At 41.5% G+C, this 23036-nt stretch carries 23 protein-coding genes; 3 read left to right on the top strand and 20 right to left on the bottom strand.

The genetic code is table 11. The annotated features are described in order from the left end of the window. Positions 1-8: 8 nt before the first annotated feature. The 4 genes from acnD to QMA12_RS04605 all read right to left on the bottom strand — a co-directional run bounded on the left by acnD (position 9) and on the right by QMA12_RS04605 (position 5521). Positions 9-2618, bottom strand: a complete 2610-nt coding sequence (gene acnD, locus QMA12_RS04620) for a Fe/S-dependent 2-methylisocitrate dehydratase AcnD (RefSeq protein WP_290208914.1) — start codon at positions 2616-2618, stop codon at positions 9-11. Between the two features lie 94 nt (positions 2619-2712). Beyond that, positions 2713-3840: a 2-methylcitrate synthase gene (prpC, locus tag QMA12_RS04615; protein WP_290208913.1), complete on the bottom strand. Its 1128-nt coding sequence runs from the start codon at positions 3838-3840 to the stop codon at positions 2713-2715. Between the two features lie 30 nt (positions 3841-3870). Continuing rightward, positions 3871-4740: a methylisocitrate lyase gene (gene prpB, locus QMA12_RS04610; protein ID WP_290208912.1), complete on the bottom strand. Its 870-nt coding sequence runs from the start codon at positions 4738-4740 to the stop codon at positions 3871-3873. A gap of 79 nt (positions 4741-4819) precedes the next feature. Beyond that, positions 4820-5521, bottom strand: coding sequence for a GntR family transcriptional regulator (locus QMA12_RS04605; protein ID WP_087531886.1), 702 nt, complete (start codon positions 5519-5521; stop codon positions 4820-4822). A 255-nt stretch (positions 5522-5776) separates the two neighbouring features. Here QMA12_RS04605 and rsmF point away from each other — a divergent pair, with 255 nt between their 5' ends. Together rsmF and QMA12_RS04595 are read left to right on the top strand one after the other, a co-directional pair. After that, entirely contained in the window at positions 5777-7219 is a 1443-nt protein-coding gene (rsmF, locus tag QMA12_RS04600; RefSeq protein ID WP_087531885.1) for a 16S rRNA (cytosine(1407)-C(5))-methyltransferase RsmF, read from the top strand. 321 nt (positions 7220-7540) lie between these two features. Next, complete coding sequence (locus QMA12_RS04595) at positions 7541-8353, top strand: polysaccharide deacetylase family protein (protein WP_290208911.1); 813 nt, start codon at positions 7541-7543, stop codon at positions 8351-8353. Here QMA12_RS04595 and QMA12_RS04590 read toward each other — a convergent pair. The 14 genes from QMA12_RS04590 to yceD all read right to left on the bottom strand — a co-directional run bounded on the left by QMA12_RS04590 (position 8350) and on the right by yceD (position 20091). Continuing rightward, on the bottom strand, positions 8350-10200 hold the full coding sequence (locus QMA12_RS04590; protein WP_290208910.1) for an alkaline phosphatase D family protein: 1851 nt from the start codon (positions 10198-10200) through the stop codon (positions 8350-8352). The two genes, QMA12_RS04595 and QMA12_RS04590, sit on opposite strands and share 4 nt — an antisense overlap. 6 nt (positions 10201-10206) lie before the next feature. Then, entirely contained in the window at positions 10207-10980 is a 774-nt protein-coding gene (locus QMA12_RS04585; RefSeq protein ID WP_290208909.1) for a YchF/TatD family DNA exonuclease, read from the bottom strand. A gap of 12 nt (positions 10981-10992) precedes the next feature. Further along, complete coding sequence (locus tag QMA12_RS04580) at positions 10993-11319, bottom strand: PilZ domain-containing protein (RefSeq protein WP_087531881.1); 327 nt, start codon at positions 11317-11319, stop codon at positions 10993-10995. Positions 11320-11336: 17 nt separating this feature from the next. After that, positions 11337-12224 carry a DNA polymerase III subunit delta' gene (gene holB, locus QMA12_RS04575; RefSeq protein WP_087531880.1) on the bottom strand — a complete coding sequence of 296 codons (888 nt, stop codon included), beginning with the start codon at positions 12222-12224 and terminating at the stop codon, positions 11337-11339. A 1-nt stretch (position 12225) separates the two neighbouring features. Continuing rightward, entirely contained in the window at positions 12226-12852 is a 627-nt protein-coding gene (gene tmk / locus QMA12_RS04570) for a dTMP kinase (RefSeq protein ID WP_087531879.1), read from the bottom strand. A gap of 33 nt (positions 12853-12885) precedes the next feature. After that, positions 12886-13881, bottom strand: coding sequence for an endolytic transglycosylase MltG (gene mltG, locus QMA12_RS04565; RefSeq protein ID WP_290208908.1), 996 nt, complete (start codon positions 13879-13881; stop codon positions 12886-12888). Next, the gene (gene pabC / locus QMA12_RS04560; protein ID WP_290208907.1) at positions 13875-14696 is read right to left on the bottom strand and encodes an aminodeoxychorismate lyase; all 822 of its coding nucleotides are present in this window, start codon (positions 14694-14696) and stop codon (positions 13875-13877) included. Before pabC ends, mltG begins: the two co-directional genes overlap by 7 nt. Positions 14697-14750: 54 nt before the next feature. After that, on the bottom strand, positions 14751-15992 hold the full coding sequence (gene fabF / locus QMA12_RS04555; RefSeq protein WP_290208906.1) for a beta-ketoacyl-ACP synthase II: 1242 nt from the start codon (positions 15990-15992) through the stop codon (positions 14751-14753). A 113-nt stretch (positions 15993-16105) separates the two neighbouring features. Further along, positions 16106-16342 carry an acyl carrier protein gene (gene acpP, locus QMA12_RS04550; protein ID WP_016707440.1) on the bottom strand — a complete coding sequence of 79 codons (237 nt, stop codon included), beginning with the start codon at positions 16340-16342 and terminating at the stop codon, positions 16106-16108. 240 nt (positions 16343-16582) lie between these two features. Beyond that, on the bottom strand, positions 16583-17329 hold the full coding sequence (fabG, locus tag QMA12_RS04545) for a 3-oxoacyl-ACP reductase FabG (protein WP_290208904.1): 747 nt from the start codon (positions 17327-17329) through the stop codon (positions 16583-16585). Between the two features lie 13 nt (positions 17330-17342). Beyond that, positions 17343-18269 (bottom strand): ACP S-malonyltransferase, encoded by a 927-nt coding sequence (gene fabD / locus QMA12_RS04540; protein WP_290208902.1) that lies wholly within the window; start codon positions 18267-18269, stop codon positions 17343-17345. Between the two features lie 61 nt (positions 18270-18330). Then, the gene (gene plsX / locus QMA12_RS04535; protein ID WP_290208900.1) at positions 18331-19374 is read right to left on the bottom strand and encodes a phosphate acyltransferase PlsX; all 1044 of its coding nucleotides are present in this window, start codon (positions 19372-19374) and stop codon (positions 18331-18333) included. Between the two features lie 12 nt (positions 19375-19386). Continuing rightward, positions 19387-19557, bottom strand: coding sequence for a 50S ribosomal protein L32 (gene rpmF / locus QMA12_RS04530; RefSeq protein ID WP_008109865.1), 171 nt, complete (start codon positions 19555-19557; stop codon positions 19387-19389). A 9-nt stretch (positions 19558-19566) separates the two neighbouring features. Then, the gene (yceD, locus tag QMA12_RS04525; RefSeq protein WP_087531872.1) at positions 19567-20091 is read right to left on the bottom strand and encodes a 23S rRNA accumulation protein YceD; all 525 of its coding nucleotides are present in this window, start codon (positions 20089-20091) and stop codon (positions 19567-19569) included. 142 nt (positions 20092-20233) lie between these two features. On the opposite strand from yceD, the gene QMA12_RS04520 reads away from it, so the two are divergent. Beyond that, the gene (locus QMA12_RS04520) at positions 20234-20830 is read left to right on the top strand and encodes a Maf family protein (protein WP_087531871.1); all 597 of its coding nucleotides are present in this window, start codon (positions 20234-20236) and stop codon (positions 20828-20830) included. On the opposite strand, the gene QMA12_RS04515 is transcribed toward QMA12_RS04520, so the two are convergent. Next, positions 20827-21474: an HAD-IA family hydrolase gene (locus QMA12_RS04515; protein WP_290208897.1), complete on the bottom strand. Its 648-nt coding sequence runs from the start codon at positions 21472-21474 to the stop codon at positions 20827-20829. The two genes, QMA12_RS04520 and QMA12_RS04515, sit on opposite strands and share 4 nt — an antisense overlap. After that, positions 21471-22436, bottom strand: a complete 966-nt coding sequence (gene rluC / locus QMA12_RS04510; protein ID WP_290208895.1) for a 23S rRNA pseudouridine(955/2504/2580) synthase RluC — start codon at positions 22434-22436, stop codon at positions 21471-21473. Before rluC ends, QMA12_RS04515 begins: the two co-directional genes overlap by 4 nt. Positions 22437-23036: the final 600 nt, after the last annotated feature.

Here is a 23036-nt window from a genome sequence, read left to right as displayed (position 1 = left end):
GTACGTCCTTATGAAGCTTGTGTTGCTTCTAAAAAGTCTTGCGCGAAACGCTGCAATACACCGCCTGCAGCATAAATAGAGAGCTCTTCTTGCGTGTCTAATCGGCACTTCATTGGCACAGTTAGCACTTCACCATTTTTACGGGTGATCAGCAATTCTAAGGTTGCACCTGGTGCTGGTTCGCCCTTAACGTCATAACTTTCGCTGCCATCAAGATTAAGTGTTTTACGTGTTGTGCCTGGTTTAAATTCAAGCGGCAATACACCCATACCAATTAAGTTAGTACGGTGAATACGTTCAAACCCTTCAGCTGCAATAACTTGAACACCAGCAAGCCTTACGCCTTTTGCTGCCCAATCGCGCGACGAACCTTGGCCGTAGTCAGCCCCAGCGACGATAATAAGCGGTTGTTTACGCTCCATGTAAGTCTCTATTGCTTCCCACATACGTGTATTTTCACCTTCTGGCTCTATACGTGCATAGGAGCCCTGCTTCACTTCACCGTTTTCGTCCAGTACCATTTCATTTAATAGTTTAGGGTTTGCAAACGTGGCTCGTTGCGCGGTTAAGTGATCGCCTCGGTGGGTTGCGTATGAGTTAAAGTCTTCTTCTGGCACATTCATTTTAGTCAAGTATTCACCTGCAGCGCTGCTTGCCATAATTGCATTAGAAGGAGATAAATGATCGGTGGTAATGTTATCGCCTAGTACTGCTAATGCACGCATACCTGTCATACTGCGCTCGCCTGCTAATGCACCTTCCCAATAAGGAGGACGGCGAATATAGGTACTTTCTGGGCGCCAATCGTAGAGTGGGTCGTTATCTTCGCCGTAATCAACGGTTAAGTTAAACATTGGCTCGTATACTTTTCTAAACTGCTCAGGCTTAACGCTTTGCTTGATCACTGCATCTATTTCTTCATCAGATGGCCATAAATCTTTTAAGGTTACATCGTTACCTTGCTGATCTTTACCGAGTATATCTTTTTCTATATCAAAACGGATGGTACCGGCAATTGCGTAAGCAACCACAAGCGGTGGAGACGCTAAAAACGCTTGCTTAGCATATGGATGAATACGACCATCAAAGTTACGGTTACCCGAAAGCACCGCTGTTGCGTATAAATCGCGATCAATTACTTCTTGTTGAATTTTAGGGTCTAGTGCACCACTCATACCGTTACAGGTAGTACAGGCAAAACCAACAATACCAAAACCAAGCTGTTCAAGCTCTGGTAATAAGTTTGCGTCCTCAAGGTACGATTGCACTGCTTTAGAACCCGGTGCCAATGAGGTTTTAACCCAAGGTTTACGCATTAATCCTTTGGCATTTGCATTTCTCGCTAATAAACCTGCCGCAATTACATTGCGCGGATTACTGGTATTAGTACAGCTAGTAATAGCGGCAATAATACACGCGCCATCGGGCATTAAGCCTTCTTCGCTCTCAACAACGCCCGAAATACCTTCTTTAGCTAAATCGCTGGTAGATACACGACGGTGCGGGTTTGAAGGTCCTGCAATGTTGCGCCCAACACTTGATAAATCAAATTTAAGCACACGGTCATAATGCGCTGTTTTTAAGCTGTCGCTCCATAAACCTGCTGTTTTAGCGTAGTTTTCAACCAGTGCAATTTGCTCTTCATCACGACCAGTTAAACGCAAGTAATCAATGGTTTTATCATCAATGTAAAACATAGCCGCGGTTGCGCCAAATTCTGGGGTCATGTTAGAAATGGTCGCTCTGTCACCTAGGGTTAGTGCATCAGCCCCTTCACCGTAAAATTCGAGGTAAGTCGATACCACACGTTGCTCACGTAAAAATTCGGTAATAGCTAACACGATGTCCGTAGCAGTAATACCTGATTGGCGTTTACCTGTGAGTTCAACACCCACAATATCTGGTAAACGAATGTACGATGCTCGCCCTAACATTACGCTTTCAGCCTCAAGGCCGCCCACGCCTACAGCAATAACACCTAACGCATCAACATGAGGAGTATGGCTGTCGGTACCTACTAGCGTGTCTGGGAACGCAATACCATCACGGTTTTGAATAACCGGCGACATTTTCTCTAGGTTGATTTGGTGCATGATGCCATTGCCCGGTGGGATCACATCAATATTTTTAAACGCGGTTTTAGTCCAGTTTATAAAGTGAAAACGGTCATCGTTACGTCTATCTTCAATAGCGCGGTTTTTCTCAAACGCTTCAGGGTCAAATCCTGCGTGCTCTACGGCTAATGAATGGTCGACAATTAACTGAGTGGGCACCACAGGGTTTACTTTTGCAGGATCGCCCCCTTTCTCAGCAATTGCATCACGTAGACCTGCTAAATCAACAAGGGCTGTTTGCCCTAAAATATCGTGACATACAACGCGTGCCGGATACCACGGAAAATCTAAATCTTTTTTGCGCTCAATAATTTGGCTAAGCGCATCGGTTAACATATCGGGCTCACAGCGACGCACTAAATTTTCGGCAAATACCCGCGAGCTATAAGGGAGAGTGGCGTAAGCGCCCGGTTTAATGGCATCCACCGCGGCTTGAGTATCGTAGTAATCTACATTTGAGCCAGGTAAAGGCTTTCGGTATTGGGTGTTATTAATAATGGTCATAATAAATTCGCTAATTTGGTGACGGAGGAGAGTGTGGTAAAAGCGTTATAAACAATAAAAGGTGAGCCGAGTGCTCACCTTAAACGCTAACTGATTAGCCTCTTGATTCAATTGGTGTATAGCTACGTGCTTCAGGCCCGGTATAATCGGCACTTGGGCGAATAATACGGTTATTAGCACGTTGCTCTTTAACGTGTGCAGTCCAGCCAGTTACACGGCTCATTACAAAGATAGGCGTAAATAACTTAGTAGGAATACCCATAAAGTGATACGCCGATGCATGGAAAAAATCAGCATTACAAAATAGCTTTTTCTCACGCCACATAACGTCTTCACAACTTACTGATACTGGGTAAAGCACATCGTCACCTACTTCTGCCGCTAATTTTTCAGACCATTTTTTAATGATCACATTACGCGGATCCGACTCACGGTAAATCGCATGACCAAAGCCCATAATTTTGTCTTTACGCTCAAGCATACCCATAATTTCTTGCTCAGCATGTTCTGCACTCGAAAACGCTTGGATCATGTCCATCGCAGCTTCATTAGCCCCACCGTGTAATGGACCACGTAAAGTACCAATTGCACCCGTTACACATGAATGAATATCAGATAATGTTGACGCACATACACGCCCTGTAAAGGTTGATGCATTAAATTCATGCTCTGCGTATAAAATAAGCGATACATTCATTACTTGAGCAAAAAGCTCAGATGGCGCTTCATCATGCAGCATTGTTAAAAAATGCGCGCCGACAGAGTCATCATCCGTTTGTGTTTCAATACGCACACCATCATGAGTAAAGCGGTACCAATAACAAATAACACTTGGGAATATTGCAACCATACGGTCAATTGCATCATCTGCGCCACTAAAGTCGTTTTCCATTTCAAGGTTGCCCAGCATTGAACAGCCTGTTCGCATTACATCCATTGGGTGAGCGTCTTTTGGAATATTCTCAAGCACTGTTTTAAGTGCATCTGGCAAACCACGTAGGCTTTTAAGTTTAGCTTTATATTCTGCAAGTTCTGAGGTAGTTGGCAACTCGCCACGTGAAAGTAAAAATGATACTTCTTCAAATTGTGCTTTGTCTGCAAGCTCGCTAATATCGTAACCACAATATGTTAAACCTGAGCCTGTTTGCCCTACTGTACATAATGCTGTTTGACCTGCTACTTGTCCGCGAAGTCCTGCGCCACCTAATGCTTTATCGACCATGAGTATTCTCCTACTATTTTTTATTATTATTTATTTGCTGAAAAAAAGGTTATCAAGAGTGTTTTCATACGTGTGATAATCTAAAAAGTCATAAAGCTCAGCACGTGTTTGCATATTCTCAATCTGGCTTTGTTGTGAGCCTTCATTCAAAATAGCTGAATACACGTTTAACGCCGCTTTATTCATCGCTCTAAACGCACTTAACGGGTAAAGCACCATTTGCACGCCAACATCACTTAATTGCTCTTTTGTATAAATGGGCGTTTGACCAAACTCGGTAATGTTTGCCAAGATTGGCACATTAACCGCTTTAGCAAATGCCTGATAATCCGCAAGATCATGCACGGCTTCAGCAAAAATGGCATCTGCGCCCGCTTCAACACAAGCCGCAGCACGGTCAATCGCAGCGTTTAAGCCTTCTTTTTGAAACGCATCAGTACGCGCCATAATGTAAAAGTCGCTGTCTGTTTTAGCATCAACCGCTGCTTTTATACGGTCAACCATTTCGCTTTGGCTCACAATTTCTTTATTAGGGCGATGACCACAACGCTTTTGTGCTACTTGGTCTTCAATATGAAAACCTGCTGCGCCAGCTTTAGTCATTTCTTTTACTGTGCGCGCAATGTTAAATGCCCCGCCCCAACCTGTGTCTGCGTCAACCAATAAAGGTAAATCGCTGGCACCTGTGATACGGCGGATATCTTCAAGTACGTTATCAAGGCTGGTCATACCTAAATCAGGCATGCCGAAAGAGGCATTAGCAACCCCAGCACCTGATAGATAAATAGCTTGGTGACCCATTTTTTCAGCCATCATGGCTGTATAAGCATTGATAGTACCTACCACTTGCAATGGCTGGTTGTTTGCTATCGCCTGTTTAAACTTTGATCCTGCTGACATTGCTGTCTCCTTTGAACGGTCACTGCTCGAGGCAGCGTTTATTTTTAAATACTTACTATGACAGTGTGACTGTCTTAAATTACTGCGCAGCCTTCTTTTGTGCTGCTATTAAGTCAAATTTTGCTTGGATATTGGATTGTGATGCACTTATGTGGCGCTTCATCAATAACTCTGCTAATTCACCATCATGGTTCTCAATCGCGTTAATAATGGCTAAGTGCTCATCAAACGCTTTAGACACCCGCGGCCCTACCATGCCCATTTGCACACGGTACATGCGAATTAACTGATATAAACCGTTGCTTAATAAATGAATAAGGTGCTCATTCTTACTGGCTTTGATTATTCGATAGTGAAAGTCTAAATCACCCGCTTCTTGGTAATAAGACTCGCCTTCTTTTACTCGTTGTGTTTGCAAATGCTGGTTGAGTAATTGTTTTAAGCTTTGCACTTCATCAGCTGCCATATTGTCGGCAGCCAAGCGGCATGCTAAACCTTCAAGAGCACTGCGGACTTGATACACTTCGATTAATCGCTCCGCGGTAAGTGCAACCACTCTACACCCTACATTCGCCTTTCGTTCAATTAGGTAGCAACTTTCAAGGCGGTTCAGCGCTTCCCGAAGCGTTGCGCGGCTTACACCATAACGCTTAGCAAGCTCAGGCTCTGAAATTTTACTGCCTTGCTCAATACTGCCCTCAACAATCTCACGGCGCATATCGACAAACACCTGATCCGATGCGGTAGTAATAAGCGTTTTGCTAAAAGCGTCTTGTGTCATTGGTTACTTCTTTAAGATTGTCGACAATTCATGGTTACACTATGGTCTTTATGTGAAATTGTGTCAACCTTAAATCGACAAAAATGGAGCTTAAAACAAATTATTGTCGACATAAACAAAGTAAATACTAGTTAATATCCCTAATAACTAGTTAGCCCCCTTTAAGTGTCGACAGGTCATATCACCAAATTTATGTTTATGAGTACACATTGAAAATGATAGAATACGCTTTTATTCTTCTTCGTGAGCACAGCCTTGAACGCCAACACGTATATTCCTCAGCATTTTATAGATGATGTAGCCAGCTACTTACCTGCGCACCTAACACTAGACGATTTTATTAATGCGTGTCGCAAGCCACTGCGTAAGTCCGTACGTGTAAATACATTAAAAATGTCAGTTGAAGAGTTTAAACTTGCGGCAAAACAAAAAGACTGGCAGTTAACACAAATTCCTTGGTGTGAAGATGGTTTTTGGCTAGAGCGTCCTGCAGATGAAGAAAATGCCCTTGCCCTCGGTAATACCGACTTACATTTAAGTGGCGCAATGTATGTACAAGAAGCAAGCTCAATGCTACCACCCATGGCACTTAAAGAGTCACTCCTTGATGCTACGCATGTGCTCGATATGGCGTCAGCACCTGGCTCAAAAACATCACAATTAGCGGCATTGATGAACAATCAAGGTGTGCTTGTTGCCAATGAGTTATCGTCATCTCGTTTAAAGGTGCTTAGTGCTACGTTAAAGCGTATGGGTGTCGGTAATTGTGCACTCTCGCATTTTGATGGCGTCATATTTGGTGATTACATGTTCGAGTGCTTTGACAGCATATTGCTCGATGCGCCTTGCTCGGGTGAAGGCACAGTACGTAAAGACGCTGACGCCCTAAAAAACTGGTCGATTGAGTCGAATATTGATATTGCTAAAGTACAAAAAAGCTTAATTAAAAGCGCCTTTTATGCGTTAAAACCCGGTGGTACCTTAGTGTACTCAACCTGTACTTTAACACCGCTTGAAAACCAACAAGTGTGTGATTATTTGCTTGAGCAATTCCCTGATTGTATTGAAGCTCAAAGTCTAGCCAACTTATTTCCAAATGCAGAGCAAGCAACCACTGACGAAGGTTATTTACACGTTTGGCCGCAAACATTCGATAGTGAAGGCTTTTTTATCGCCAAGTTTAAAAAAGTTGTAAGTGCTGATAACCCTAATCAAAAAATCAAAAAAGGGGCCTTCCCTTTTCAACCATTTGATAAAAAAGCCAGCCAGAGTTTTACCGCGACTATAAAAAAACAGTTTGGTTTAAGCTCACTACCAGGGACCTTGATGCAGCGTGATAAAGAGCTTTGGTTATTCCCCGATGGGTTTAACGCAATTGAAAATAAAATTAAATATGCGCGGTTGGGGATTCAGCTAGGTATGATCCATAAAAACGGTGTACGGCTAACGCACGAATTTGCCACTGTATTCGGTGGGAGTTGTGTAAAAAATACCTATGCACTATCTGATCAGCAAGCAAACGATTACTTTCAAGGTAAAGACATCCGCTTAGCTGAGGTAACAAATGCAACTGATGAGGTGGTATTAACTTTATGTGGTTGCCCCATTGGCTTAGGTAAATGGCAAAAAAACAAAATCAAAAACTCACTACCACGAGATTTGGTACAAAATAGTCAACTAATCACATGGCAAGCATAAACTGTGGGTAAGTTGCAAATAAACCCTGTATAAAAATCACACTTTTTATAAATTAATTATGCAAGCGCTTGTTTTAACATAGTATAAAAAAACAACAATTATTGGGCGTTTTTACGTTTGTTAACTACACTTAATATTACTTTCTACTTCTCCCTTAACGAATAGAAGGTGTTTTTTAAAGTTAGCGCAGGCTCGCCAAGAGCCACCCCTAAGCCCAGAACAATGCGGATTCGTTCTGGGCATTTTTTTATCTTTAATATGCTTAAGTAGCATATATTTCACTTTCTTAATTTGTTTCCATAAAAGAAAAAGGAAACAAGTATGTTCAAACAATTACTGTTAATTTCTACTGCACTTTTTTGTGCCCAAAATGTAGCAGCTACGAATAAATACGTTGGCTTTGGTTACCCTGATCAAGCTCAAAACGCTATTAGCATTACGTTTGATGATGCCCGCCACAGCCAAGTTGATACCGGTTTAGCAATTTTAGATAAACATAATGTTAAGGCCACATTTTATGTATCACCTTTTAACGTTAAAGAGCGACTCGATAAATGGAAAAAAGCAGTGGCTGCTGATCACGAAATTGCCAACCACACAAGTTCGCATGTATGCACAGGTAACTTTGAATGGCTGCGCCAACTAGATCTATCGCTTGAACAAACAACCTTGAAGTGGCTAGAAAAAGATATCTTAGATGCGCAAGTGTATATAAAAGCTAATTTAGGGGTTACTCCTCGCGCGTTTGCCTACCCTTGCGGTAATACCTTTGTTGGTCGGGGTATAAATACCCAAAGCTATGTTCCGCTGATCGCAAAACACTTTGATACCGGCCGTACTTGGCTAGATGAAACAGCAAACAACCCAAATTTCACCGACTTTGCTCAATTAACGAGTCTGAAAATTGATGGCCTACGTTTTGATGAAATCATAGCAATGTTAGAGCAACTTCGAGGTAATAACAGCTGGCTTATTTTAGCTGGCCATGAAATCGGCAAAGGCGACCAATTTACCACTGATGTAAAAGTACTCGAGCAATTAATTAGCTATATTAAAGATCCGAAAAATAAATACTGGCTAGGTACTGTGAGTGAAGTTGCGGATTATATTCAACACCATAGAGATGAGATTTAATGCTCTAAATCAAACTCGGTGGTGCGCCCATCCCCATGAATTAGCTCGTACTTATCAAGGTTACCTTGCTCCAAACTAATTAAGCTGATGGCGGAGTCACTCACTAAATATTTTTGTCCTTCACCTTTGGTTTGATGTTTATCAACTTCCATTTGCCAACGTTTGGTAAAAAAGTTGAGAGGACTCTTGGGGGCATATAAAATTGAATCGAGCTTGTCGAGAATATTTATTAACTTACGCGGGAATTCGTTTTTAATCCCGCTGGCTGTAAGTTGCCATATACGGTTAGGGTGTTTACCAAAGCGTTTTTGCACTGAAAAACAAAATGAGTAATGTACGTCGCCAGATAAAATAAGCGTTTCTTTGGGAGTGTCGTCACGGCGAAAGGTATCGAGTAACTTTTTCGCCGAGCCTTCATGTGCCATCCAGTTCTCAACATCAACCAATAATGGTTGGCCGCAAATATTAAACATTGCTTGGATGGCTTCTATCGATTTAACACCAAAAACTGGCGCAGGCGACACGATAATTACTTGCTCATGAGTTAATAAGCTGTCTTCAAGCTCTGTTAACCGCTCCCAATCCAATAAACCTGATGGTTCATTAAAGTTTTGCTCGTTGCGCCAACGATGGGTGCGTGTATCAAGCACCACCACTTTGGGCACGGTATTAAGCTCGTAATGCCAAAGGCTAAACTCTAAAATGGTTTTATCAAAGGGTTTAAATTGCCACTGCTTATCTGTAGTAAAACTGTGTTGAAACGGTTTTAAAAGGCTTTTAGTTTTATTTCCTGCATCATTGCCAAACCCTTGAAATAGCCAATAACTAATTAAACCATTATTAACGATTCGCCTACTAACTGGGTGCTGATAGATAACTTGCTCCCACCCTGCGGTTAAGTTCCAGTCATCGGTCACATCATGATCGTCAAACATCATAAAGCTGGGTACATTGGCAAATAAAACTTGTGCGTCTTTTAGGCCGTCTTTAAAACCTGATAAGGCCGCTTTTTCATTATCAAATATTTGCTGACATTTAGCTGTACTCGCTTGGTAATGAATGCTGTCAAAATCAATTAACTGCCAAACAGATGGGCTAAAATTTAATAAATAAAGGGCAATAAACTCTTCAAAAAACACTAAATGGTTATCGGCTTTTAAACTTGAAAAATGTGGTACGTCTTTTTTCAGCCAATACCCTACCCCAATTTTATTTCGCTTTTGCCAAGGTACTTTGGGTAAATACAAATGACGCTGATACAGCTGTTGTTGTAAGTCTTGGGGTAAGTCTATATCAAGCGGTTGCTCTTTATAAATACCCAGCACATCGATTAAACGAGAAATCGCGATTAGCGTGGCACCGGCGACATCATCGGCATAAACTTGATCCCCTGATAGCAGCAAAATATCAGCGCCTATTTCATTATCACTGCGCTTTGCTTGTACAAAGTGATTAGCAGCAACCAAACTATCTTTTGCAGGATGATGAGGGTTTCGACACGAGCCGTGTAAAATTTGCCTTAGCGTGTTGGGTATTGCAAATTCTGGGGTATGTTTATTCGGGTAACAAAATGCGTTGAGAGCAATTTCTTTGTCATTATTAAACAATCGGTAACTGATTAATTCATCAAAAGGAAACTCAACACCGATAGGCTTTACAATAACGAAGTGTAAGAATAGTTGCTCACCTAAACGAATCGGCTCATGTTCACAGTAGGTATCATAATGAGCAAGTTCAATACGACAGTTAATTGGGATCGAGGTTGCAAATTGAATACAAACCTCATTTATATCAGCACGGCGCACCATTGGCCCCATTAAAAGTAGAGGAAGTGGTGCTTGGCTCATAAAGTGTTAACCTGCTAAATTAAATAAGGAATAAAAGTTGGCTGTGGTCGCAGTTGCGAGCTTTTTATAACTAATGCCTTTAAGTTCACTAATATAATAAGCCACATCTTGCACATACGCTGGCTGATTTGTTTTACCACGATAAGGCACAGGTGCTAAATAAGGCGAGTCGGTTTCGATAAGTAGTCTATCGAGTGGAATTTGTTTAACGACGTCTTTTAGCTCTACAGCATTTTTGAATGTAACAATACCAGAGATAGAAATATAAAAACCCAAATCAATGGCTTTTTTAGCCATATCCCAGTCTTCGGTAAAACAATGTAATACACCACCGCATTTTTCAGCATTGTGCTCGCGCATTAAGTTAATCGTGTCGGCGCGGGCATCACGGGTATGAATAATTAACGGCTTGTGTAATTGGTTTGCCACTTCAATATGGCCAACAAAACTCTCTTGCTGAATCGTATGGGTGTCTTTTGAATAGTAATAATCAAGGCCAGTTTCGCCAATCGCAACCACTTTGTCGTGGCTTGCTAAATCAATTAAGCGTTGTTTATCAAGAGCATCTTTTTGATCAAGTGGGTGTACGCCGCAAGAAGCCGAAACATCGTTATAATCTTTAATTTTATCAAGCATGCTAGGGAATTGATCTAACGTGACACTCACACATAAAAAGTGTTCTACTTGTTTTTCGCGTGCGCTATCAAGTACTTGGTCTAGGTTTAAATCAAGTTTATCAAAATCGAGTCGGTCTAAATGGCAATGAGAATCTACAATCACGGTTGCTGCTTACTACATGGTATAAGTTGGATTACCAGAGTTTAACATAGTCCCTAGTAATTTTTCGATCTTCGCATTAAGGTTAGTTTTATCATCTAAAAAGCTGATACCTATACCCGGTGGGTTTGAGCTTTGCGCACCTTGTGGTGTGATCCACGTGACTTTACCCGTTATGACATCATCTTCAAGGGCATCAGGTAAGGTTACTTTTAACGCCAGTGAATGCCCCATTTCGTAACGCATATTTGTCCGTACAAATAAACCACCGGTTTTTAAATACGGCATATAGCTGCGATATAGCTCATCTAAGTCTTCTAAATCAACAAGTAGTTCTTGCATAAAAATCCTAATTATTGTTATTTACGTAGTGAGTACGCCAAACGAGAAATAGCTAAAGGCAGATTGAGCCCCAGCACTTGCGTACTATTTTGATAAAATTCCGTTAAAGCCTGTTGTGACTGCTGATAAGTATCAAAATCCATACCAGACACGAGTTGTTGCTTTAACTGCTCACTAATAAATAAACAAAAGACCCGTACTAGTTCACTGTCTTTATTTATTATATCTACTAACGCACTGAAATTATGGCCTTGTTTTAGTTCAGTTGCAAACTTATAGAGTTGATCAACGCTCTCTAATTGCTCAGCCTCTTGCCAAGCTTGAACTAATAAAGGCTGTTTATAAAACAAACTAAGCCAAGGGTAGTCAATTATTTGTAATGATGCGAGCCACTGTTGAGCACTCACTATATCAGACACTTGTACATCAGTACGCGAACAACGGCTTAATATGGTTGCGGGTAACTGCGTGGTTGTCGTGCTGGTAAGTAATAAAAACCGTTCAGGGCTTGGCTCTTCAAGTGTTTTTAACAGTGCATTTGCCGCGGCTGTGGTCATTTTGTGGCAGTCTTTTATGATCACCACCTTATTGCCGTTTTGCGCCGCTGAATGACTCATAAAGTGACTCACTGTACGAATATCATCAACCCCAATACTCTGCCCTTCAATTGTGACATTAAATTTATCGGGGTGTGTGCCCGCTTGATTCAAATGACAACTCTTACATTGACCACAAGGTTGAACACCGTTTGGGTGTTGGCACAATAGCGCATTGGCAAGTTGTTCAACTAAGGCAGCTTTACCAACACCTTGCTGACCATTAAATAATTGACCATGATGAAAACGCCCAGCTGCAAAGCTAGTACTAAGTTGTTGTTCAATATCGTTGAGCCATGGGTAGGTCATATTAATTATTACTTTGCAAAAGCTGCTCTAAAACCGCAATGATATCATTATGAACTTGCGCCATCGTTTGATTTGCATTGACCGTTTTAATGGAATCATCGCTATTTGCAAGTGCTAAATAGCGTGCACGAGTGCGCTCAAAAAAGCTCAACGCTTCTTGTTCAATTCTATCTAACTCTCCGCGGCCTTTCGCACGGGCTAAGCCGATTGAAGGCTCAATATCTAAGTAAATTGTTAAATCAGGCTTCAGCCCTTTTAATACAATATCAGAAAGTGCTTTTAACGTTGTATGCTCGATTTCTCGCCCACCACCTTGATACGCTTGCGATGATAAATCATGGCGGTCGCCAAGTACCCACTGACCATTATTAAGCGCAGGACGAATAACATTATTAACTAATTGAGAACGCGCTGCATACATGATCAACAACTCTGTTTCGCTGGCAATCTGCTCTTGGTGATTCGCTTTTATCAAACTACGAAGCTGCTCAGCAAGCGGGGTACCACCAGGCTCTCGTACATTGACAAAATCAACATTATGCTGGGTTAAAAACTGCTGACAAATTGAAATAGCAGTTGATTTACCTGCTCCTTCTAGCCCTTCGATCACAATAAATTTTGCTGTCATGGTATCTCTTTTAGTAATTCAGATTGCGACTGGCTAGTTACTTAATTGTTTTTGATAACGTAAGTAATCTTGCACAGCTTTGTTATGTGCTTTAAGTGTTTTTGAGAATTGATGGCTGCCATCTCCTTTCGCAACAAAATACACATAATCAGATTTTGGTGGGTTGACCGCTGCTAAAATCGCCGCCTTCGAGGGCATAGCAATTGGCGTTGGCGGTAAACCATTTATTTTATAGGTATTATACGGTGTGTAACTGGTTAAGTCTTTGCGTTTAATATCGCCATCATAAGCAGTCCCTAGACCATAAATGACGGTAGGATCGGTTTGTAGACGCATTTTTGAATTAAGCCTATTCGTAAACACAGACGCTATCATAGGTCGCTCGCTTGCAAGACCGGTTTCTTTTTCGATAATTGAGGCCATGATCAAAGCCTCGTACGCAGAATTAATTGGCAAATTATCGGCACGTTGCTGCCAAGCATCAGCTAAAATCTGTTTCATCAAAGTGTGCGCACGCTTGAGCAATAAGCTTGCACTATCGCCAGCATGGTAGTGGTATGTATCTGGGTATAACCAGCCTTCTAAATGCTGATCTGAGCCTAAGATTTGTTGACTTAAGTTATCCTGAGTTAAATCTTGGTTTAAATTAGCTGCATTTTGAATTGCCGCTAGCACATCCCGTACTGTCTGCCCTTCGATAATGGTAAAACTAAAGCTAACTTGTTCACCTTCATTAATACGACGAATATTATCAAGTACTGTGCCTTGGTTTAGCTCGTAAAGGCCTGCTTTTAAATCAGTGAGACTAGGGTCTAATTTTGCCACTATCTGATACTTAAAACAGCTATTAAGCCATTTTCTTGCCTGCCACTGCTGGCATAGCTGATTAAACCCTGTACCATTTTTTACTTCAAATTGAGTATTAGCGGGAACGGCTAAGGTGCTGTTAATAGTCGCTTGTAATTGCTGATAGCCAATCGCTGTTGTTAACAAAGCTAAAGCTATAATGCCCATTATCACTTTTAACACGTAAACTCCTTGGCGATTAAACCATTTAATACGCTTAAACTATTATCAATATCAAAGTTAACATTATCAATTGTTTTTACAGGTATAACAGCTATTAAGCTATTACAAATAAATACTGCATCCATTTGTTTTAATTGTTTTAATGTTAAATTCACAAACTCTATAGGCAATTTAGCACATAACGATTGCAGGTAAACCCCTTTAATTCCACACTCATTAAGTAAAGGGCTAAAGAGTCGTCCGTCTTTAATTGCAAATACATTGGCTGTAGAGGTTTCTATCACATTGTTTTGATAATCAAGAACCAGTACATCATCACTATCTTGTGTTTGCATGGCTTGCTTGATCATGACTTGCTCTAACCTGTTTAGTGTTTTTAGGCCAGCAAGTAATGGTTGAGATGCCAATTTTATGGGGCTTACAGCTAAGCTAAGGCCTTTTGTAGCCAATGCTTCATAATGAGCTGGAAAATCAACAACGCTGAGCACAATGTTTAATAACGGTTGCTCAGGTAAACCGTACCCACGCCCGCCTTCGCCGCGCGTAACGAGCACTTTAAGGACTGCACATTTTTGTGTTGCAATAAGTTGGCTGATTGCAGCTTCAAGTTCAATAAAGTCTATTTCAGGAAATGCTAAACGGCTTGCGCACTCAATTAATCTCGCACGATGCAATGACCAATGTTCAACATTGCCATCAACAATCTTTGCTGTAGTAAAAAAGCCATCACCATAGTTTAAGCCGCGATCACGGTTACTAACAACACTAGGCTGTTCAGTGATTATATTTTGTTGTATTTGTTGTGTATTCTGCATATAAAAAAGCCCAGTCACAACTGGGCTATTATTCTGTCTCGTTGTTTAAAAATATTATACCTTTTTAAATAGCAACGAGCCATTAGTACCACCAAAACCAAACGAGTTACATAATGCGTAGTCTAATTTCGCATCACGTGCTGTGTGAGGAACATAATCCAAATCACAGCCCTCATCAGGGTTATCAAGGTTAATTGTTGGGCTTACTTTTTGATCTTGCAACGACAAAATAGTAATGATTGATTCAACTGAACCTGCAGCACCGAGTAAGTGACCCATCATTGATTTAGATGAACTCACCATCACATCTTTGGCTGCATCACCAAAGATAGATTTAACCGCTGAAGTTTCTGCTTTATCACCTGCGTTGGTAGAAGTACCGTGAGCGTTAATATAACCCACCTGATCAGCATTTACGCCTGCATCGTTTAACGCATTTTCCATCGCAAGGGCTGCACCTGCACCATCTTCAGGAGGCGAAGTCATGTGGTATGCATCACCACTCATGCCAAAGCCAACGAGCTCTGAGTAAATTTTAGCGCCACGTGCTTTAGCGTGCTCATATTCTTCAAGTACAATAACACCGGCGCCGTCTGCAAGTACAAAACCATCACGGTCTTTATCCCAAGGCCGCGAAGCTGCTTGTGGGTCATCGTTACGAGTTGAAAGCGCGCGAGCCGCATTAAAGCCACCCATACCAATTGGTGTCGAGGCTTTTTCAGCGCCCCCTGCTACCATGGCATCAGCATCACCGTATGCAATCATACGAGCTGCATGACCGATGTTGTGTAAACCTGTAGTACAGGCTGTGACAATCGAAATATTTGGACCACGTAGACCGTGCATTATCGATAAATGACCCGAGATCATATTGATAATAGTCGACGGCACGTAAAAAGGAGAAAGCTTACGTGGGCCACTGTTTAATAGTTTTATGTGGTTTTCTTCGATTAACGTTAAACCACCAATACCTGAACCAACAGCAACACCAACGCGCGGTGCATTTTGCTCTGTGATTTCAAGGCCAGAATCTTGTAGTGCTTGAACACCCGCTGCTATGCCATATTGGATAAACAAATCCATTTTTTTAGCATCTTTAGGCGACATATTAAAGTCAGACGCATTAAAATCATTCAGCAAGCCTGCGAATTTGGTGCCAAAACTTGAAGTATCGAAATGCGTGATAGTTTGAATACCACTTTTGCCGTTTAACAAGCCTTGCCAGGTTGATTCAACATCGTTACCTAGCGGTGTCAACATTCCTAAGCCAGTTACGACTACTCGACGTTTAGCCACGGGTTGCCTCCAATAAGGGAATTATTATTTTAGGTGGGGTGTGTACTAAATTAATTAGTATCATATTACGGATAGATTAAGGGCAGCGAATGCTGCCCTTAATTTGCGATTGATTACTCAGCGTGAGCTGTAACGTAATCGATTGCAGCTTGTACTGTTGTGATCTTTTCAGCTTCTTCGTCTGGGATCTCAGTGTCAAACTCTTCTTCAAGAGCCATTACTAATTCAACAGTATCAAGTGAATCTGCGCCTAAGTCATCAACGAAAGAAGCTTCGTGCTTTACTTCTTCTTCTTTAACACCTAGTTGCTCAATGATGATTTTCTTTACGCGTTCTTGGATGTCGCTCATTCTTCTTTCCTTTATTAAAAACGCCAATGCGTTATTTTCAGATTGCGGCGTAGTTTACGGCGCATAATTCTGTGATTCAAGGATTTGCTGATAATTATTTATCTGGTCAAACCTCTTGAGGGTTATTTGTGTCTTTTATCGCTTATTTTCACAGCGAATTCAAGTATGTTTAAAGCAAGATCACAAAAAATTCAACATTTTTCGACAAACTCGCTTAAAACAAATTAGGAACAAAGTTCCTTAAACCATGTACATTGCGCCGTTAACGTGCAGCGTTTCGCCCGAAACGTACGCAGCAGCATCTGATGCTAAGTAACAAACAGCAGCCGCAATTTCGTCTGGTTGACCTAAACGACCTGCAGGTACATTAGCAAGCGTTGCTGCTTTTTGCTCTTCTGTCAACTCATCTGTCATGTCTGTTTGAATAAAACCAGGCGCAACAACGTTTACGGTAATACCGCGCGACGCTACTTCACGGGCTAACGATTTAGAAAAACCGATTACACCCGCTTTAGCCGCAGCGTAATTAGCTTGCCCAGCATTACCCATAGTGCCCACAACTGAGCCAATGTTAATGATACGGCCATTCTTTTTCTTCATCATTGGGCGTAATACCGCTTTAGATAAACGGAATATAGAGCTTAAGTTGGTGTCGATGATATCATCCCACTCACCGTCTTTCATACGCATCAATAAGTTATCACGGGTAATACCGGCATTATTGACTAATACATCAATATCGCCTAAATCTGCTTTTATTGCAGCAAGTGTCGCCTCAATCGATGCAGGATCGGTTACGTTTAACGCATAGCCTTTACCATTATCACCTAAATATTCACTGATTTTAGCAGCGCCTGATTCACTCGTTGCAGTACCTGCAACTTTAGCACTTTGAGCCACTAAGGTCGTTGCAATTGCTTTACCGATACCACGGCTCGCGCCAGTAATAAGGACAACTTTGCCCTCTAGTGAAAATAAATTTGCCATTATTATCCTACTCTTATTTAGCTTCATCAATGGCAGCTTGGCTATTCACCGAACCACATACCATTGCTTTATCAATACGTTTTGCTAACCCCGTCAATACTTTACCTGGGCCAAATTCGTAGCTTTGGGTTATACCCTGTGCTACCAATGCTTGTACTGTTTCGGTCCAGCGAACTGGGCTATATAATTGACGTACTAATGCATCTTTAATTGCATCAGCTGCATTCTCAGCACTGACATCAACGTTATTAATTACATCACACTTAGGTGTATTAAATGTTAAAGCGGCTAAATCAGCTGCTAGTTTATCTGCAGCAGGCTTCATCAATTCACAATGCGAAGGTACGCTTACTGACAGTGGCAATGCACGTTTAGCACCTGCTTCTTTACACGCTTCTGACGCTCTATCTACGGCCGCTTTGTGCCCGGCTATAACAACTTGGCCTGGCGAGTTATAATTTACCGGTGCTACAACTTCATCTTGCGCTGATGCGCTACAAGCAGCTTTTATTTCATCATCGCCAAGACCGATGATTGCAGCCATTGAACCCACACCCGCAGGCACGGCTTCTTGCATGTATAAACCACGATTTTCAACGAGTTTAACTGCCTGAGCAAGGCTCAGTACGTCTGCACACACTAGTGCAGAGTATTCACCTAAACTGTGACCAGCCATAGTAACCTCTGCGTCTGGGTTAGCTGTTAACCATTGACGATAAATAGCAACCGAAGCAGTTAATAAAGCAGGTTGAGTACGGTGGGTTTGGTTTAGTTCTTGTTCTGGACCGTTCAGTACGAGTGCTGCTAAGTCATAACCAAGTGCGTCTGACGCCTCAGCAAATGTTGCTTTTACAATATCAGACTCTGCAAGTAACTCACTTAACATACCCACAGATTGTGAGCCTTGACCTGGAAAAACAAGTGCGATTTTTTGTGCCATACTTTGCTCTTTTTTATTAAACAAATAAATAAATGTTTAAGTAAGCGCCTGACATAATTAATTACTCGTCAGCCGTTACTTTTGTAGTTGAATGTGTTTGCTCGAAGATAGCGGCTATTTTCTCGGGAAGTTGGCGTTCTACTTCTCTGGCAGCTTCATCGATTGCAGCATGAAATGCTTTAGCTGATGCATTTCCATGGCTTTTTACAACAATACCGCGCAATCCTACCAGAGAAGCGCCGTTATACTGGTCGGGGTTCACCCTTTTATAGAGTTTTTTTATGACAGGGCGTAGCATAAAAGCCATGCATTTATAGAAAAAGTGTTTTCTCAGCGCTTTTGTTAGCTTAAACATAATCAGCTTTGCGATGCCTTCACAGGTTTTAAGCGCAACATTGCCCACAAAACCTTCACACACGATAACATCTGACTTACCCGTGAATATATCACTGCCTTCACTGTAACCCGTGTAATTAATGTAATCACATTGCTGCATAAGCTGCGCGGCTTGTTTAATATCTTCATGGCCTTTTATGTCTTCTGAGCCAATATTTAATAAGCTGACTTTCGGATTATCACAACCGAGTGCTTGACCTGCAACCACTGAGCCCATAATACCAAACTGATATAGGGTTTGCGCATCACAGTGCACGTTTGCCCCTAAATCAAGTAAATATACTGGGTGTTTTTGCTCGGTTGGAACCGCTGAAATCAATGCGGGGCGTTTAACGCCGGGCAACATTTTCAATACGTAATGCGCCATAAACAATAATGCACCGGTATTACCAGCACTTACGCACGCTTGTGCCTCACCTGATTTAACCAAATCAAGGGCTACGCGCATTGATGAATCTTTTTTAGAACGTACTGCTAAAGCAGGCTCACAGCCATTAGTGACCACTTCACTGCAGTGACGAATAGTTAATCTTGGATGAGATAAAGAATCGAGAGATTCAAGTTCTTTAGATATTACTTGCTCATTACCACATAAGATGAGTCTTAAGTTGGCATTGGCATTTACCGCGTTAACGGCTGCGGGGATAGATGAACGGGGGCCATAATCGCCCCCCATCATATCTAACGCAATGGTTAGATTGGTCAGCATATAAGCAATCTCTTAGTTAGAAATTACTTGAACGCCTTTGTAGTAACCATCTGCAGTCACATGGTGACGACGATGAGTCTCACCAGATGTTTGGTCTACAGTTAAAGTTGGACCACTGATCGCATCGTGTGAACGGCGCATGCCGCGTCTTGCACGAGACTTTTTGCTTTTTTGTACAGCCATAGTCTTCTCCTAAGAATCTTTCTTAAGTTGTTTCAAAATATCAAATGGATTTGGTTTATCATCTTCCGCCTTTAATACACCAAAGCTGGCAGGCTTTGCTGAATAACTGCATGAAGCTTCGTTGTGTGTAGGCACTAATGGAACTGCTAATAATAGTTCGTCTTCGATTAACTCGTAAACGTCTATTTCACCATTTTCATCAAGTGCTACTTCATCGTAGTCTTCTGGAAGATCATCTGACTCTGCATCCAAACCGACTGGCGAATACACAAAGTCTTGATCCAAATCCAACCCTAAATCACCATTACAACGTTGACAAGTTACAGTTACGTGTGTGGACAAATTGCCACGGATCACAACTAAACCTTGCTCATCATTCTTGCAATGAATTTTTACCGCTATTTCACCTACTTCTTCCTGGATAACTTCTCGTAAACGAGTCAGTTTCTCAAGCTGTACAATACCGTCATAACTTAAACGGTGCTGAGCTGCTTTACCTGGATGAAGAGTGATGGGAATTTTCACCTTTTGCATAGGGGCTGCATCATATAGATAGTTACTTAGTTAGTCAAAGTAAAAAACCATTTTTAGCTGGTTTTTCCTGATTCATTTCTTTGTTTTGCCAACGGATCTGATTTATCCTAACTCAATCTGATTTTCATTAGGAAAATAATCCATGCAGCACTCACTTATTTTAGCTTCAAGTTCACCCTTTCGTCAGTCTTTATTGCAAAAATTTAATCTTCCATTTGCCAGTTTTTCCCCTGATGTTGACGAAACACCTATTGCCAACGAATCATCCAGCCAGTTAGTTATGCGCTTAAGTGCATTAAAAGCCCAAGCCGCAAAAGGTCAATTTGACAACGGGCTGGTCATTGGTTCAGATCAAGTCGCGGTTTTTAATGATCAAATATTAGGTAAACCACATAATAAAGAAAACGCCATTAAACAGCTCAGCTTATTTAGTGCAAATACGGTTACGTTTCTAACAGGTTTAACTGTGTACGATTTAAATACCGACAGGTCAAAAACCATTGTAGAGCCTTTTGAGGTGACATTCAGAACACTCACATCAGCACAAATAAGTGCTTACTGTGATGCTGAACAACCGTATAACTGCGCGGGAAGCTTTAAAAGTGAAGGACTCGGTATTTGTTTATTTGAAAAGCTAAGCGGCGATGATCCAAATAGCTTAATTGGACTACCGCTGATTAAACTCAGCCAAATGTTGACTGAGTTTGGATTAGACGTACTAGACAACCAAGCCGGCTAGTCGAGTAACAGCGCAGATAACTGCTGATATGAGCCAACCGTAGCAATTGGCTCAAATTCGTTTAGTTGCGCTTCATTATGCACCCCCATAGTGACACCTAACCGGTCAATATGAGCAGCCTGAGCCATCGCCATATCAATTTTAGTATCACCAATCATCAGCGCTTCATCAGCACTTACATCAAGCTCTTTAAGTAGCTGAAGCAACATATCTGGTGACGGTTTAGATTGTGCATCATCGCTTGTGCGTGTGGTCGAAAAATAATAACCAAGCTTTGTTTCTTCCAATAAACGCTCAAGCCCTATTCGGCTCTTCCCTGTCGCTACCGCTAACATAACGCCTTTGGCTTTTAAACTTGCCAATGTCTCTGCTACATCGGCAAATAAAGGCGTAGGTGTTACATCAACATATTTATACTGATGCTTATATTGTGCAATCAAATCAGCGTATAAATTGGCGTTACCGGGGAATAACTTCGCCACGGCATGCTCAAGCGATAAGCCAATAATATTTTTTATTGCCTCATCACTTGACGGCACTAAGCCACATACTAATGCAGATTCGCGCATACAATTGACGATTTTAGTCACCGAATCCATTACGGTGCCATCCCAATCAAATATCACTAATTTATAATTTTTCACGATTTAGCTGCGCGTAACGTTTTTATGCAATTAGTTAACGTTTTATCAAGTGGCGCTTCAACACGCATAGTGGTTTCGTTTTTAGGGTGATAAAAACTCAAATCATGGGCATGTAAAAATAATCGATTCAAACCAATTTTACGCATGCCGGCATCAAATGCCTGATCGCCATATTTATCATCACAGGCAATTGGGTGACCTTGGCACTGGGTGTGAACACGGATTTGGTGAGTACGCCCTGTTACTGGTGATGCTTGTACTAACGAACATTCATCAAAACGTTCAAGTACTTTAAAACGGGTATGTGATGGCTTGCCCTCCTCGCTATTATCTACCCTGACAATGCGCTCGCCGGACTGCAAGGTATTTTTGCGTAAGCCCTCTTTCACATTCTTGGTTTTAGACTCCCACTGGCCATCGACAAGTGCCCAATAGTTTTTTTCCATGGTTTTTTCACGCAGTTGCTCATGTAAAGCCGTTAATACAGAGCGACGTTTTGCGATTAATAAACAGCCAGAAGTGTCACGGTCGAGTCGGTGAACGAGTTCAAGGCTACGCTCATCTGGGCGCAATGAGCGTAATGCCTCAATTAAGCCATAACTTAGACCACTGCCACCATGCACAGCCATACCCGAAGGTTTGTTGATCACAATAAGGTATTTGTCTTCAAATAAAATGGCATCTTCAAGCTGCTTAACTTTTTCAAGTTTACTTGGTACAAAGTCGTCTTGACGATCTCCAATTTTAATCGGAGGTATACGTACCACATCATCAAGCTGGAGTTTATATACAGGTTTAATGCGTTTTTTGTTAACTCGCACCTCACCTTTACGTAAAATCTTATAAACAGCGCTTTTAGGCACCCCTTTTAAATGGGTAATAAGAAAGTTATCAATCCGTTGACCTAGGTGGTCTTCGGTAATCGTGACGAAAGATACTTGTAAGCCGGTTTTTTCTGACATTGCCTAATCACTGATTTAAGTAAAATAATTTAGTTGCTAACACGGTTATAATAGTGGGATAATCACCGTCGCAGATTTAAATTTGCAATAACAACGGTGCTTTTTAACACATTAAGACATTCGTGATGCACATTCTAGGTAATTGATCATACAGATCCGAGATAAGTTTTCCAAAGCTTTTATACAGACCTAGTTTACACGTGCGTTCAATTAACTACGGTGCGCGTAATATATCGTAAGTTAAGTTTGAGCATGAACAGCCTTAATTGCAGAAATAAAAGCAATTTGAACAGATAATTTGTCTGATCGTGACGGCGTTAAACGCCGTTCAGCAGATGTGCTGTAAATGCACAAGTTTATTTAATAAATGGTCGACTCAGGACAAAACACCAAGACGATGCTGTACAACAGCCGCTAGTTTTGTCGCCATTATGAACCTAATAACGTGACAACTCGTTATTGTCAGCCAGCACCATAAAGATACTTGTAATTAATACAGCACCAAGCTCCGCCACAGTTCCAGTCGTGAGACTGCATAAAAAGAAGCGAAAGGGGCAACTGAACAGGCGAAAAGTTTCGTCATGTCAGCGACATAACACA

The organism is Pseudoalteromonas sp. APC 3893 (assembly GCF_030408095.1).
GTDB lineage: Bacteria > Pseudomonadota > Gammaproteobacteria > Enterobacterales > Alteromonadaceae > Pseudoalteromonas.
Note: the sequence above shows the minus strand (reverse complement) of the source record. Positions and strands in the feature narration are given on the sequence as shown.

Excerpts from the sequence above, each read along its gene's own strand:
- acnD (WP_290208914.1), bottom strand. The coding sequence starts at position 2,618 with ATGACCATTATTAATAACACCCAATACCGAAAGCCTTTACCTGGCTCA.
- prpC (WP_290208913.1), bottom strand. The coding sequence starts at position 3,840 with ATGGTCGATAAAGCATTAGGTGGCGCAGGACTTCGCGGACAAGTAGCA.
- prpB (WP_290208912.1), bottom strand. The coding sequence starts at position 4,740 with ATGTCAGCAGGATCAAAGTTTAAACAGGCGATAGCAAACAACCAGCCA.
- QMA12_RS04605 (WP_087531886.1), bottom strand. The coding sequence starts at position 5,521 with ATGACACAAGACGCTTTTAGCAAAACGCTTATTACTACCGCATCGGAT.
- QMA12_RS04595 (WP_290208911.1), top strand. The coding sequence starts at position 7,541 with ATGTTCAAACAATTACTGTTAATTTCTACTGCACTTTTTTGTGCCCAA.
- QMA12_RS04590 (WP_290208910.1), bottom strand. The coding sequence starts at position 10,200 with ATGAGCCAAGCACCACTTCCTCTACTTTTAATGGGGCCAATGGTGCGC.
- QMA12_RS04580 (WP_087531881.1), bottom strand. The coding sequence starts at position 11,319 with ATGCAAGAACTACTTGTTGATTTAGAAGACTTAGATGAGCTATATCGC.
- holB (WP_087531880.1), bottom strand. The coding sequence starts at position 12,224 with ATGACCTACCCATGGCTCAACGATATTGAACAACAACTTAGTACTAGC.
- tmk (WP_087531879.1), bottom strand. The coding sequence starts at position 12,852 with ATGACAGCAAAATTTATTGTGATCGAAGGGCTAGAAGGAGCAGGTAAA.
- pabC (WP_290208907.1), bottom strand. The coding sequence starts at position 14,696 with ATGCAGAATACACAACAAATACAACAAAATATAATCACTGAACAGCCT.
- acpP (WP_016707440.1), bottom strand. The coding sequence starts at position 16,342 with ATGAGCGACATCCAAGAACGCGTAAAGAAAATCATCATTGAGCAACTA.
- fabG (WP_290208904.1), bottom strand. The coding sequence starts at position 17,329 with ATGGCAAATTTATTTTCACTAGAGGGCAAAGTTGTCCTTATTACTGGC.
- fabD (WP_290208902.1), bottom strand. The coding sequence starts at position 18,269 with ATGGCACAAAAAATCGCACTTGTTTTTCCAGGTCAAGGCTCACAATCT.
- plsX (WP_290208900.1), bottom strand. The coding sequence starts at position 19,374 with ATGCTGACCAATCTAACCATTGCGTTAGATATGATGGGGGGCGATTAT.
- rpmF (WP_008109865.1), bottom strand. The coding sequence starts at position 19,557 with ATGGCTGTACAAAAAAGCAAAAAGTCTCGTGCAAGACGCGGCATGCGC.
- yceD (WP_087531872.1), bottom strand. The coding sequence starts at position 20,091 with ATGCAAAAGGTGAAAATTCCCATCACTCTTCATCCAGGTAAAGCAGCT.
- QMA12_RS04520 (WP_087531871.1), top strand. The coding sequence starts at position 20,234 with ATGCAGCACTCACTTATTTTAGCTTCAAGTTCACCCTTTCGTCAGTCT.
- rluC (WP_290208895.1), bottom strand. The coding sequence starts at position 22,436 with ATGTCAGAAAAAACCGGCTTACAAGTATCTTTCGTCACGATTACCGAA.